This window comes from Nocardiopsis sp. NPDC006938 (genome assembly GCF_042869555.1).
Lineage (GTDB): Bacteria > Actinomycetota > Actinomycetes > Streptosporangiales > Streptosporangiaceae > Nocardiopsis.
Genome location: NZ_JBIAGA010000021.1, coordinates 32,039 through 45,219, shown reverse-complemented (window position 1 = coordinate 45,219; position 13,181 = coordinate 32,039). Strand labels below are relative to the sequence as shown.

Genomic DNA, 13,181 nt, shown 5'->3' with positions numbered 1-13,181 from the left:
CTGCCCGTTAGGCCGCGGCGGTGGCGGGGAGGGCCTGCTTGGCCTTCTCCACGAGCACGGCGAAGGCGGCCTCGTCGTTGACGGCCAGCTCGGCCAGCATGCGACGGTCGACCTCGATCTCGGCCAGCTTCAGACCCTGGATGAGACGGTTGTAGGTCAGGCCGTGCGCGCGGGAGGCGGCGTTGATGCGCTGAATCCACAGACGACGGAACTGCCCCTTGCGGTCCTTGCGGTCCCGGTAGGAGTAGGTCATCGAGTGGAGCATCTGCTCCTTGGCCTTGCGGTACAGGCGCGAGCGCTGCCCGCGGTAACCACTGGCCCGGTCGAGAACGACCTTGCGCTTCTTCTTGGCGTTGAGAGCCCGCTTCACGCGTGCCACAGTGACTCCCTCATTGGTTCTTCCGGCGCGCACGGCGCGCCGACCGGTCCGGCCAGGACGCACCCAGCGACCGTGTTCGCTTCAGGTGGTGGTCCCCCTGGCGCCTCAGCGCGCCGACGGGGTCGGGCGCACGGGCTGGCCGAGGAGGACGGAAGGTGCTCCGGTGCTACATGCCCAGGAGCTTCTTGATGTTCTTGGTGTCGGCCGGAGCGAGCTCGGCCTCCGTGCCCAGCTTGCGCTTGCGCTTGGAGGTCTTGTGCTCAAGGATGTGGTTCTTGTTGGCACGGCGGCGCATGATCTTGCCGGAACCGGTGACCTTGAAACGGTCCTTGGCTCCACTGTGGGACTTGTTCTTCGGCATGTCGCCGTCGTCTCCTACTCCGTCGGCGCGGTACCCGCACAGGATGCGGACACCGCGAATGTTCCGCCACTACGGCGGGGTCCCGTCGCACACCGGTGCATCACGGACTGGTCGGGCGCAGCCCACCCCACCACCCGGTCGTCGCCTTGACGGCGCCCGGGCGGTGGGGGACTTCCCCTGGCGCCTTACGCCTGGTCGCGCTCGTCGCGGCGGGTCTTGTCCCCCGCCGCCGCACGGGCCTCGGCCTTGTGCTCGGAACGCCGCTTGTGCGGACCGATCACCATGACCATGTTGCGGCCGTCCTGCTTGGGCTGGGACTCGACCGTGCCGAGATCCCGGACGTCCTCGGCAAGACGCGCCAGCAGCCTGCGCCCGAGCTCGGGCCTGGACTGCTCGCGGCCACGGAACATGATCGTCACCTTGACCTTGTCCCCGCTCTTGAGGAACCGGACGACGTGACCCTTCTTGGTCTCGTAGTCGTGCGGGTCGATCTTCGGGCGGAGCTTGATCTCCTTGATGATCGTGTTCGACTGGTTCTTGCGCGACTCACGGGCCTTGACCGCGGACTCGTACTTGAACTTGCCGTAGTCCATCAGCTTCGCGACCGGCGGGCGCGCGGTCGGCGCGACCTCGACGAGGTCGAGGTCCGACTCCTGGGCCAGACGCAGCGCGTCCTGCACGGAGACGATTCCGACCTGCTCACCGTTGGGTCCGACGAGTCGGACCTCGGGCACCCGGATACGGTCATTGATGCGGGGCTCTGTGCTGATGAGACCCCTCCCTAGCTTTCTCGGATTACCTGGGACCGGCCGTCCACCCTGGGGTGGTCGGCCTGTTCGACCGGGTCGCCCGTGCTTGTTCAGGCCACCCGCCCGCGTTGGGGTCTCACCAGAAACGAGAAACCCCGCCAGCGTGTGCAAGCGGGGCGATCCGACCGGATGTTCACGACGGAGCCGCACACCGGGCCGCCGGAACCCGTACACGGGTGCCCGACGATCACGGGGCGGTGTGCCCGTCGTCTGACCGGAACCCACACGGACGGAGTCCGGTAGGTGGGAGGATCATCTCCGCTTGCGGCTCCGGTGTGTCGGACACACCGGACCAAGTCGATGGCTCCCACTATACAGGGCCCGGCGACCACACGGCCACCGCGCCCCGTGCGTCAGCTCCCGGGGCGGGCGGAGCGCCGGAGCAGCTCCGCCTCCCCGGCTGCCCGCATGGCCTCCACCGGGGCCTTGTCGACCCCCGTCATCAGCCGGACCTGCGCCGCGGCCTGGTGCAGGAGCATGGGGAACCCGCCGACCACGCGCCCGCCACGGCGGGCGACCGCCGCGGCGACGGCGGTGGGCCAGGGGTCGTAGACCACGTCGAACAGGTCGGCGCGAGAGGCCGCGACGCGCTCGGCCCACCCGTCCGTGGCCCCCGAGGGCAGGGTGGAGACCACCAGGTCGACGTCCAGGTGGCGGTCGATCTCCGCCAGCGGGGCCACACGGACCGGCCTGCGGAGCCGCTCGGCGGCGGACGTGACCTCACCGGTCCGCCCGGTGTCACGGGCCAGGACGGTGACCGGACCGGTCGCACCCAGTTCCCTCAGGGCGGCCAGGGCCGAGGCCGCGGTGGCCCCGGCGCCCAGCACGACCGTGCTCGCGGGGACCGGCACGCCCGCCTCGGTCAGCGCGGTCGCGATCCCTTCGACGTCGGTGTTGGCGGCCGCCCACCCCGCCGCGCTCCGGACCAGCGTGTTGGCTCCGCCGACCTCCCTGGCGAGGGAGGAGACCTCCCCGGCCAGGTCCATGGCCCGGCGCTTGAGCGGCATGGTCAGGGACAGCCCGGCCCACTCGGACCGGTCCAGACCCTTGAGGAAGGGCGCGAGCCCCTCCTCGTCGCACTCGAACCGGCCGTAGGACCACTCCCCGAGGCCCAGGGCCGCGTAGGCGGCCGTGTGCAGGACCGGCGAGAGGGAGTGGGCCACCGGCGAGCCCAGGACCGCGGCGCGTGTCACTCGCCGTCCCCTCCGCTGCCGCCGCCCCAGGTCTCCTGGAAGCGCTCCTTGAGGACCTCGAACTCCGCGTGGGTCTCGGCGAACTCGGTGACGCCGTTGTCCGGGTCGGTGGCCACGAAGTACAGCCACTCGCCCTCCTCCGGGTCCAGGGCCGCCTCGATGGCCTCCTGGCCGGGGGCCACGAACGGTCCGGGGATGAGACCGGTGCTGAAGTAGGTGTCGAACCCGCTGGTGTCGTCCCGGCACCGGGCCAGCTGATCGTTGTTGAGCGCGATGCCGTACTCGCCGATGGCGAAGAAGCAGGTGCTGTCCATCTGGAGCGGCATGTCGATGTCCAGGCGGTTGTGCACCACCCGCGAGATCTTCGGCATGTCCTCGCTGCGGCCGCTCTCGGCCTGCACGATGGACGCGATCGCCATGATCTCGTTCGCGTCGTAGCCGATGTCCGCGGCCCGTTCCTCCAGGTTCGACTCCTCGGCGACCCGCTTGTGCTGGGTGATCATCGTGCGCAGCATCGACAGGGCGTCGGTGTCCGGCTCGAAGCGGTAGGTGGAGGGGAACAGGTACCCGGCCGGTCCCTCGGTCGCGTAGTCGGGGAGGTTGAGGTCCTCGGTACTGCCGTAGGCCTCCTCCAGCTCCTCCAACGGAACGCCCAGTTCCTCGGAGACCATCTGGAGCACCTGTTCGGAACGCAGGCCCTCGCGGATGGTCACCCGCCCGCCGAGCCGGTTGTCCGGGTCGAACAGGGCGGCGACCGCGCTCTCACCGCTCATGCCCTCGGCAAGGGAGTAGGTGCCGGGCACCAGGCCCTCCGAGCCGAGGGCATTGGTGAAGGCCCGCACACTGGCGACCACGCCCTGGTCCACGAGGCTCTGCGCGATGGCGGTACCGCTCTCGCCCTCGGCGATACGGAAGACGACCTCGCCCTCGCCGTCGCCGGAGAAGTCCGGCGGGAAGACGTAGGCGCGCGCGACCCCGTAGCCTCCGCCCGCCACGACGAGCAGCAGGACGAGGGCGAGCACGACCACCATGCCCTTGCTCTTCCGGCGCTTCTTCGGTTTGCCCTTGTTGAGCCGGGCCGCCTGCGCGGCCTTGGCACGTTTGGCGCGCTTGCGGTTGGCGCGGCTGTTGCCGTAGGTGGCGGCGATGTCCTCGAGGCTGTCCTCTTCGTAGAGGTCCTCCTCGGGCTCCTCCTCCACCTCGGGTTCGGGTTCGGGCTCGGCGCGGCGGCCGCGCCTGGACCTGCGGCGGCCGCGACGTCCCTTGGGCTCCTCGTCCTCGGGTTCCTGTGCGAGGAAGGAGCCGGTGTCCGTGAGGTGTTCCTCGTCCTCGTCCAGGTGGGAGAGCTCCGCGAAGGCCCCGGTGTCGGTGACCGGTGCGGTCGCGAACGCGCCGGTGTCCTCGGGCTCTTCCTCGACGCGCGAACGACGGCGGCCCCGACGCCCCGACGGCGCCTCCGGCTCCGGCTCGGGCTCGGGTTCCGGGGCCCGGAAGGCACCGGTGTCCTCCGGCTCCGGCTCCGCCCGACGCGAACGACGGCGGCCGCGACGCCCCGCGGGCTCCTCCGGCTCGGGCTCCCGGGACCGGAACGCACCGGTGTCGCCCTGGGGCTCGGGCGGGGTCTCCTGGGCACGCCGACGCCGGCCCCGACGGCTCTGCGGTTCCTCTACGGGGGGCTCGGCGCCGAAGGCGTCGGACTCCTCGGCGTCGTCGCCCCAGAAGGCGGAACGCGGTTCCTCGGGCTGCTCCGCGCGGGCGCGCCGGGCCCGGCGCGGGGGCTGTTCCCGGGCGGGCGGCTCGGCGTCGGCAGGGGCGCCCGCAGGAGCGCGCGAGGCGCTCTGGGCACCGCCGAGGTTGGCCAGGGCCGCCAGGGCGTCCTGCGTCGCGTCGGGACCCGGGCGCTGCTGGCCTCCGGTGTCGGGCGGTGACGCCTGGGCGGGCCGCCCCGGGGCCTGGCCGCCGCGCGCGGCGCGCCCCCCTCGCAGGGCGTCGGCCGCGCCGAACCGGCGTGGAGGGGCCGCGTGCGGGTCGTCGTTCCACGGGGTCTCGTCGGCGGGCGGCTCGGCCCTGCGTCGGCGTCCCGGGGCGGGCCGCCCCGGGGCCTGGCCGCCGTACCCGCCGGTGTGCCCGAACTCACCCGTCCCCGGCTCCTCGGCCCGGGTGTTGGGTCCGGGTTCGGGGCGTGCGCGGCGACCGCGCGAGGGCGGTTGCGCGGGAAGGGGGTCGGACAACGGGTCGTAGTCGTAGCCGCCCTCGCGGTCGGCGCGTCCACGGCGGGGATCGGGGTAGTCATCCCTGTCGGTCATGAATCTCCCTGGCTTGCACGGACGATCTCGCCCGGGGGATGGCCTGTCGACCGTTCCTGGTCCAAGGCGCTCTGCAAGAGCACGGTGGCGGCCGCCTGGTCGATGACCGAGCGGCGGGCCCGGCCGCCCCTGGCCCCCTTCTTGCCGAAGGAGGCGCCCGAGAGCAACTGCCCCTGCGCGGTCACCGTCGTGAGGCGTTCGTCCACGAGCCGGACGGGGACCGGGTCGAGGAGCCGGGCGAGGGTGTTCGCGAACTCGCGGGCGGAGCGGGCCGCCGGTCCCTCCTGGCCGGACAGGGAGGCGGGGTAGCCCACGACGACCTCGCGGGCCTCCTTCTCCAGCACGAGGAGGGCGATGCGCTGGACGTCGCCCCTGCCCCTCGGAACCGTTTCGACCGGGCTGGCCAGTACGCCGCTCGGGTCGCTGGCGGCGACGCCGATACGCGCGTTGCCCGGATCGATGGCCAGGCGCACACCGTGTCTCACGAGGTCGCCTCCTCCTGTGTGGGGGCGCTGCTCGCACGGGCCGTACCGTCGACGGCACAGCACCGTTGTCGGGAAATCCTCAACACGGTGGTCCTGTTCATCAGCTGGATCGCGGGAATCTCCGCGCAGACAGCCATGTGATCGGCTGTGACGCGCCACAGTATGCCCGATTCGCAGACGGTACGCAGCTTCACCCGGGCAACCCGCACCGGCTCGTCCGGTCCCGGTGTCCGGGGCCCCGCGCGGGTCGCGCCGGTGGGCGGCGGTGGACGCCCCCGCGATCCGAGTCTAGGTCACCGTGGTCGCGCGGGGCGTGTGGACGGACGGTGTCGGGCCCTCGCGCCCACGGTGCGGCGGCGCGCCCCCGCACCGGTCGGCGGCGCGACGTCGGCTTGGTCACACGCGAGGCACCGTCGGAACGGTGCGCCGCAGGGGGCGGACGACGAGGTCCTGTGTGCGGGGGGCGGGCGGACCGCGCTCCGTGTCCACCGGGGGCACGGAGCGCGGTCGTACGGCCGTCGCGGGTGCCTAGGCGCCCGCGACACGCGCCTCCACGGCGCGCAGGGCCTCGTCCACCCTGGTCGCGTCGGTACCGCCGCCCTGGGCGATGTCGGGCTTGCCGCCGCCACCGCCGCCGAGGGCACGGGCCGCGACGCCCACGAGTTCGCCCGCCTTGATCCCGGCCTTCTGCGCCGCCTTGTTCGCGGCGATGACGACGACCGGCCGGTCCTTGGGCACGGCGGTCATCGCGACGACCACGGGCTCGTCCTCGCCGAGGCGCCCGCGCACGTCCAGGACCAGCTTGCGCAGGTCGTCGCCGCTGGCACCCTCGGGCGCCTCGGTCGCGACGACCAGCGCCGAGCCGTGGCGGCGGGCACCGGCCGCGAGGGCGCCCGCGGCCTGGAGTACCTGGGCCGCGCGCAGCTTCTCGATCTCCTTCTCGGCGGCGCGCAGCCGCGAGACCATGGTGTCGATGCGCTCGGGCAGTTCCTCACGCGGGGTCTTGAGCTGCTCCGAGAGCTGGCCGACCAGGGCCGACTCCTTGGACAGGCGCCGGAACGCGTCCACGCCCACGGCGGCCTCGACACGACGCACACCCGAGCCGATGGAGGACTCCCCCAGGAGCTTGACGATGCCGAGCCGAGCGGTGGAGCCGACGTGCGTGCCGCCGCAGAGCTCGACCGAGTAGTCGCTCATCTCCACGACCCGCACGCGGTCGCCGTACTTCTCCCCGAACATGGCCAGGGCACCCATCTTCAGCGCCTCGTCCAGGCTCTTCTCCTCGGTTCGGACCGCGATGTCACCGGCGAGGACGGTGTTGACCTCCTCCTCGACCTCGGCCAGGCGTTCGCCGCCCAGCGCGTTGTCGGCGGTGAAGTCGAACCGCAGCTGGCCGGGGCGGTTCTCCGAACCGGCCTGACCGGCGGAGGGGCCGATCGCGTTGCGCAGCGCCGAGTGGATCAGGTGGGTGGCCGAGTGGGAGCGCTCGATGGCGTGACGACGGCCGGTGTCGATCCGCGCGTGCACGGAGTCGTCCAGGACGACCTCACCGGAACGCACGGTGCCCCGGTGCACGAACAGGCCGGGGAGCGGCTTCTGGACGTCCTCGACGTCCACCACGCCGCGCCCGTCGACGGTGAGGGTGCCGGTGTCGGCGAGCTGGCCGCCGCTCTCCCCGTAGAACGGGGTGCGGTCCAGGACGATCTCGACCTTGTCGCCCGCCCGCGCCGCCGGGACTCCCTCGCCGTCCACCACGATGCCCTTGACGCTGGCGTCGCTCTCGGACTCGGTGTAGCCGAGGAACTCGGTGTTCCCGGCGTTCTCGTGCATACGCGCGTAGAGCGAGATGTCGGCGTTGCCGAGCTTCTTCGCCTTGGCGTCGGCCTTGGCGGTGTCCTTCTGGCGCTGCATGAGCTCCCGGAAGGCACCCTCGTCGACGCTGAGGCCCTGTTCGGCCGCCATCTCCAGGGTGAGGTCGATGGGGAAGCCGTAGGTGTCGTGGAGCTGGAAGGCGTCCACACCCGAGAACACGGTGCCGCCCTCGGCGCGGGTGCGCTCGGCGGCGCGGCCGAACAGGGTGGTGCCCGCGCGGAGGGTGTCCGCGAAGTTGCGCTCCTCGTTGTCGATGACACCGTGGATGACGTCGGCCTTGTCGAGCAGGTCCGGGTAGATGTCCTTCATCGCGTCGATACTGACCCCGGTCAGCTCGTGCAGGAAGAAGGAGTCGGTGCCCGAGAGCAGGCGCAGGTTGCGGATCGAGCGGCGCAGGATACGGCGCAGGACGTACCCGGCCTTCTCGTTGCCGGGCTTGACCCCGTCGCCGACGAGCATGACGGCGCTGCGCACGTGGTCGGCGACGACGCGGAGCATGACGTCCTGGTCGTGGTCGTCGCCGTAGGAGGTACCGGTCAGCTCCGCGGCACGGTGCAGCACGCGGCCGATGATGTCGGTCTCGTAGATGTTGTCGACGCCCTGGAGGACCGCCGCCAGGCGCTCCAGGCCCAGGCCGGTGTCGATGTTCTTCTTGGGCAGTTCACCGAGGATCGGGTACTCCTTGCCGGAGCCCTCACCCCGCTCGTACTGCATGAAGACGAGGTTCCAGATCTCGATGTAGCGGTTCTCGTCCGCCTCGGGGCCGCCCTCGACCCCGTACTCGGGGCCGCGGTCGTAGAAGATCTCGGAGCAGGGGCCGCAGGGACCCGGCACGCCCATGTCCCAGTAGTTCTCCTCCTTGCCCATGCGCTGGATGCGCTCGGGCCGGACCCCGACCACGTCGCGCCAGATGGTCGCGGCCTCGTCGTCGTCCAGGTAGACGGTCACCCACAGCTTCTCGGGGTCGATCCCGAAGCCGCCCTCGGCCACCGGGGTGGTGACGAGCTCCCACGCCAGCGGGATCGCCCGCTCCTTGAAGTAGTCCCCGAAGGAGAAGTTGCCCAGCATCTGGAAGAACGTGGCGTGCCGGGAGGTCTTGCCGACCTCCTCGATGTCCTTGGTGCGGATGCACTTCTGGACGCTGGTGGCCGTGCTGTAGGACGGTGTGCGCTGACCCAGGAAGTAGGGCTTGAAGGGGACCATGCCTGCGGGCACCAGCAGCAGCGTGGGGTCCTCGGCGATCAGGCTTGCCGAGGGCACCACGGTGTGTCCGTTCTTCTCGAAGAAACTGAGGAAGCGGCGCGCGATCTCTGCCGTCTCCATTGATGCCCTCCTGTGCTTGGCTCCGCCGCTGCGTGGCGGCGGGGTTGTCCCTGGGTGGGACCGTGGTCACGCGTGGTCGGTAGGGGCCCATCGTAGAGGGGACCGCCACGTCTGCGCGCATGGTCTGCGGTGGCCGCCGAGGACCCGCGCCATCGATGACGACGGCGTCGGCCCGGCCGTTCCCAGGCTATCGCCGCTGGCCACCGGCGCATCCCCGAACGGGGACGGGAACGCCGAGGGGCCCGGCGGTCTCCCGCCGGGCCCCTCACCGGTCGTTCCGGCTCCGCCGCCGGTGCGACCGGCGGCGACGCGCGCGCCTAGACGCCGTAGAACCGGCGCACGGACGGGGCGAACATCAACCCGGTCATGGTGGCGTGGAACGCCAGCGGAACCACGTTGGACGGGGCGGTCTCCATGGCCAGCGCGGAGATGACGCCGAGCACCAGGAACAGCGAGGCGACGATGTTGAAGGCGACGACGCCCCAGTAGACGCCCTTCTTCTGCTGACCCATCTTCGCGGCGAGCACCGTGGAGATGATGCCGTAGGTGAGCGGGATCAGCGCGAAGAGGAAGCCGAGGGCGCCCAGGGCACCCACCATCCCCATGATGTCGGCGCCGCCCGTCTCGCTGGCGCTGTTGGCCGCCACGCCCACCCCCACGCCGAGCATGACCACCACGGCCAGGATCAGGCCGAGGAGGATGCCCACGGGGCCGCCGATGAACATGAGCACGCGCACGGTGACGCCCGGGCCCGGAAGGGTCGCGGGGGCGCCGGGGGCACCGTTGAAGTGCGGGGGCGGCACGGGGCCGCCGGGGGCGCCGTAGGGCTGGGCGGGGCCGTGACCGTGGGGCACGGGCTGCTGGGGATAGCCGTAGCCGCCCTGCTGGGGCTGGGGCGGCTGCCCCTGGCCGTAGGGCTGCTGGGGGCCTGAGGGAGGCGTGGAATACACCTTGGTCCTCTCTGAGGAATCGTGTGGACAGCGGGAAGATCTCGACAGAGACAGACCCTGGAGGGGAGTCCCGCCGGGGCAGGGGCGGGTGACCGCGCTGTGCGGCTCAGTAAGCTGTGCGGCTCAGTAACCGGGGTGGTGGCCGGTCGGCGCGGGCTTGTAGTAGGCGCGGGTGACCGGGACCACCATCAGCACGATCATGCCGATCGCGAAGAACAGCGGGATGACCGATGCGATCGCTCCGGTGAACAGGTTGACGAGCAGCACGAGCGCGGCCAGGGCCTGGAAGACGACGATCGACCACAGGACACCGCCGCCGCGCCGCCCCATGACCGAGGCCAGGACGGTGGAGGCGATGCCGTACACCAACATGATGCCACCCATGATCGCCATGAAGGCGACGACGTCGGCCGGGTCCATGTAGACGCCCGACTCCCCGACGCCCTCGGCGAAGCCCTGGCTGAACTCGTTGTCACCGCCGGCGAGGAGGGCCATCAGGAGGACGAGACCGCCGAAGAGCAGGCCGAACACACCGCCGATGAACATCAGCACGCGCACCGTGATGGCGGTACCGGGCATCTTGGCCGGACCCTGCGGGACGCCGGGGTAGCCCGGCTGGCCCTGGTTGTAGGGGTCGTGACCACCGGGGTACGGGCCCTGGGGCGGTTGTGGCGGGTACATGGCGCTTCCTCCGTCTTGCACTGGTGCGACAACCCTACAGACGCACGTCACAGGGCTGCGGTTCGCGAACGCGACATAACGATCCGACGGATCGCGCCCCCGCCCGGTTCCCTCGTTGTCCCAGGTTGTTCCCGTGACGGCTGGTGGCTACTCCCGCCCGGGCAGACCCCGGCGGGGAGGATCCTCGGACCGCTCCAGGCGCGGCGAGGGAGCGTAGCGCCGCAGCAGCTGCGCCTCCTCCTCGCGCACGGCCTCCGCGAGATCCTCGTTGAGCTCCTGGAGGGCGCCCCGGTACTCGACCACCCGGTCCTCCACCCGGTCGGCGATGCCCCCGGGTGTCATGGCCCGGCGCGCCCGGTGGGCCCGGTGGACGGCGTAGCCGCCGATCGCGGCCCCCGCGACCAGGTAGAACAGGCGGCCGATCACCGGTTCTCCCTCCTCTTGCGTCCCCGTACGACGGCCAGGGCCTTACGGCGGCCCAGGACCCGGCGGACGGCGTAGGTGAACGAGGCGACCCGCACCAGGGGGCCGGTGAACACCGAACGGGTGAGCGCGGTCATCGTGGACACGTCCTCCGAGGAGGCCTGCACGTTGGCGGTGATCTCCTCGACCCGCTCCAGCGAGGTGTTCGTGCGCTCCACCGTGGAGGCCACGTCGTCCAGCAGGGGCGGGGTCCGCTCCCCGAGGTCGGAGACGACCTTGGTGGTCGCGTTGATGAGCTTGATCAGTTTGACGAGCGCCACGCACAGGAACGTGGCCAGCACCGCCCAGACCACCGCTGCGACCAGCGCGGCGACCTCTCCTCCGGTCAGCATGAAGGCTCCGTAGGGCAGATAGAGGGTTGCTTCGAGGGTGTGTGAACGGTCCCCGCGCGCGCTCGGGCGCGCACCGGACACCGAGGACGGGTCCGGGGGCCAGCGATCGCGCCGGGTCGGGGCACCCGTTCCGCGCCCCGCCGCCGTGGCCTCGGCGGGCCGGGCGGCTGGTTTCGGCTGACCCTATCGCGTCCGGTACCGGGGCGTGTGGGCGCGCCACGGTGTGGCTCGCGACGAGAACGGCCGCACGCCCGACTCGTCCCGGTTCGAGAGGGCCGGTTCCGAGGCGGGATCGACGCGACGGCGGGCTTCGGCGAGAATCCTCGCCGGGACGGTTCTTGACTACGATGTCCGGAACCAGGGCACGCCCCGCAGCCGCTCGCTGGCCCAGAAGCACCGACAGGACACCCATGAGCCCCCGTTCTCCACGCGAGATCTCCGTACTGGTACCCCCGGACCTGGCACCCCTCTACCCGGACGACCCGGCGCGGATCGGTCCCTACCTCGTCCTCGGACGGCTGGGGCAGGGTTCCACCGGCACGGTCTACGCCGCCGTGGACGCCACCTCCGCCACGGCCGGGGACCGCCTGGTCGCCGTCAAGCTCCTCGGTTCGCCCGACCTCGACTCCCCCGACGCCTACCCGGCGCTCGCCCGGAGGCTGCGCAACCTGTCGCAGGTCGACTCCGCGCGGGTGGTCACCCCCCTGGCCTTCGACGCGGACGCCAACCCCCCGTGGATGTCCATGCCCTATCTCGCCGGTCAGCGGCTGTCCCACTACGTGACCAGGCGCGGCGGTATCGGGACGGGCAAGCTGATCGCCCTGTCGACCGCGCTGGCGGAGGGCCTGTCGGCGCTGCACGCCCGGGGGGTGGCCCACGGTTCCCTGCGTCCCAGCGAGGTCCTGCTGGAGTCACACGGACCGCACATCATGGAGTGCGCGCTCGCGCCCAGGGCGGAGCGCCTGCGCGGTTCGGGGGCCACCTGGCTGAGCCCCGAACGGTACTCGGGCGGGGCACCGTCACCCGCCGCGGACGTGTTCGCCTGGGGCGCCGTGGTGGCGTTCGCCGGAACCGGACGTCTGCCGTTCGGCCCGGGGGAGCCCGAGGAGATCGCCGAGCGGGTGGCCTCCGGGGAGTTCGCCCTGGACGGCCTGCCGAAGGGGCTGCGCCCCGTCGTGGGGCGTGCGCTGGACCCCGACCCGGACCGGCGGCCCGGTCTGCGCGAGGTGACCGGAGCGGTGATCGCGGTATGGCAGACGGAGGGCGGCGACGGCACGGGAGGGGAGACGGGCTCGGCCGGGGGCCGCGAGGCGGTGGGGCGCCTGCTCGAACGCGAGTGGCACGCCGTGGAGCCGCCCGCTCGTGTGCCCGAGGTGATCCGGTTGGAAGGGCGGATGGGCCGCCGCCGTCCCGCGCGCGCACTGGTGCTGACGGGCGCGCTGTCGGTGGCGGCGCTCCTGGTGGGCGGAGGCGTGTGGGGGGTCGCGCAGGTGGTCGGCGACGGCGCGGAGGCGGACCCCGTCGCCGACGGGACCTCGGAGGCGCCCGAGGACGAGCCGGTCCCCGACGAGGAGCCGGGTACCCTGCTGGTCCGCATCGATCCCGCCGACCAGGCGGAGCCCGAGCCCGGCCAGGAGGAGCGGACCTGGGTGTACACGCCGGTGACGCGCGACGACGAGATCCCGCGCGGCCAGGGCATCCCGAGCCACGAGGCGTGGGCGGAGCAGTGGCGGGAGGCCGGCGAGCCCGGCGAGGTGGTGATCCGGCCCGACGCCGAGGTCAGGTGCGCGCGGTTCTGCGCCGCCCCCGAACACGTCTTCCTGGACGAGGAGGCGCGCGGCACCTGGGACCAGACCGGTCGTGACCTGATCGACCACCTGGCCTGGGGGCCGGTGATGATCGTGGAGCTGACCTTCGCCGAGGACCACGAGGGCGAGGGGCCCCGGGAGGCGGTGGAGGTCGTGGAGCTGTTCTCCGACTGAGCGGGGCCGGGCCGCGCCGCGGGGA

Annotated in this window: 12 protein-coding genes; 1 reads left to right on the top strand and 11 read right to left on the bottom strand. The window is 72.1% G+C overall.

Annotated features, from left to right (window positions below; all coding sequences use genetic code 11):
- Nucleotides 1-7: 7 nt before the first annotated feature.
- The 11 genes from rplT to ACFYL4_RS24380 form a co-directional block, all read right to left on the bottom strand.
- The gene (gene rplT, locus ACFYL4_RS24430) at nucleotides 8-379 is read right to left on the bottom strand and encodes a 50S ribosomal protein L20 (protein ID WP_357766205.1); all 372 of its coding nucleotides are present in this window, start codon (nucleotides 377-379) and stop codon (nucleotides 8-10) included.
- Nucleotides 380-545: 166 nt separating this feature from the next.
- Entirely contained in the window at nucleotides 546-740 is a 195-nt protein-coding gene (gene rpmI, locus ACFYL4_RS24425; protein ID WP_017583949.1) for a 50S ribosomal protein L35, read from the bottom strand.
- 185 nt (nucleotides 741-925) lie between these two features.
- Complete coding sequence (gene infC, locus ACFYL4_RS24420) at nucleotides 926-1,492, bottom strand: translation initiation factor IF-3 (protein ID WP_357766274.1); 567 nt, start codon at nucleotides 1,490-1,492, stop codon at nucleotides 926-928.
- Nucleotides 1,493-1,902: 410 nt separating this feature from the next.
- Nucleotides 1,903-2,742 (bottom strand): shikimate dehydrogenase, encoded by an 840-nt coding sequence (locus ACFYL4_RS24415; protein ID WP_357766202.1) that lies wholly within the window; start codon nucleotides 2,740-2,742, stop codon nucleotides 1,903-1,905.
- On the bottom strand, nucleotides 2,739-5,048 hold the full coding sequence (gene mltG, locus ACFYL4_RS24410) for an endolytic transglycosylase MltG (RefSeq protein ID WP_387521393.1): 2,310 nt from the start codon (nucleotides 5,046-5,048) through the stop codon (nucleotides 2,739-2,741). The genes ACFYL4_RS24415 and mltG overlap by 4 nt, the downstream gene beginning before the upstream one ends.
- A complete protein-coding gene (gene ruvX / locus ACFYL4_RS24405) occupies nucleotides 5,045-5,533 on the bottom strand; it encodes a Holliday junction resolvase RuvX (protein WP_357766196.1) in 489 nt (162 codons plus the stop codon). Before ruvX ends, mltG begins: the two co-directional genes overlap by 4 nt.
- 528 nt (nucleotides 5,534-6,061) lie before the next feature.
- Complete coding sequence (gene alaS / locus ACFYL4_RS24400; protein WP_387521391.1) at nucleotides 6,062-8,728, bottom strand: alanine--tRNA ligase; 2,667 nt, start codon at nucleotides 8,726-8,728, stop codon at nucleotides 6,062-6,064.
- A 317-nt stretch (nucleotides 8,729-9,045) separates the two neighbouring features.
- Nucleotides 9,046-9,678 carry a hypothetical protein gene (locus tag ACFYL4_RS24395; protein ID WP_387521389.1) on the bottom strand — a complete coding sequence of 211 codons (633 nt, stop codon included), beginning with the start codon at nucleotides 9,676-9,678 and terminating at the stop codon, nucleotides 9,046-9,048.
- 123 nt (nucleotides 9,679-9,801) lie between these two features.
- Nucleotides 9,802-10,359 carry a hypothetical protein gene (locus ACFYL4_RS24390; RefSeq protein WP_357766189.1) on the bottom strand — a complete coding sequence of 186 codons (558 nt, stop codon included), beginning with the start codon at nucleotides 10,357-10,359 and terminating at the stop codon, nucleotides 9,802-9,804.
- Nucleotides 10,360-10,506: 147 nt separating this feature from the next.
- On the bottom strand, nucleotides 10,507-10,785 hold the full coding sequence (locus tag ACFYL4_RS24385; protein WP_387521386.1) for a DUF6167 family protein: 279 nt from the start codon (nucleotides 10,783-10,785) through the stop codon (nucleotides 10,507-10,509).
- A complete protein-coding gene (locus ACFYL4_RS24380) occupies nucleotides 10,782-11,174 on the bottom strand; it encodes a DUF948 domain-containing protein (protein WP_357766184.1) in 393 nt (130 codons plus the stop codon). Before ACFYL4_RS24380 ends, ACFYL4_RS24385 begins: the two co-directional genes overlap by 4 nt.
- Nucleotides 11,175-11,584: 410 nt before the next feature.
- On the opposite strand from ACFYL4_RS24380, the gene ACFYL4_RS24375 reads away from it, so the two are divergent.
- Complete coding sequence (locus ACFYL4_RS24375) at nucleotides 11,585-13,156, top strand: serine/threonine-protein kinase (protein ID WP_357766181.1); 1,572 nt, start codon at nucleotides 11,585-11,587, stop codon at nucleotides 13,154-13,156.
- Nucleotides 13,157-13,181: the final 25 nt, after the last annotated feature.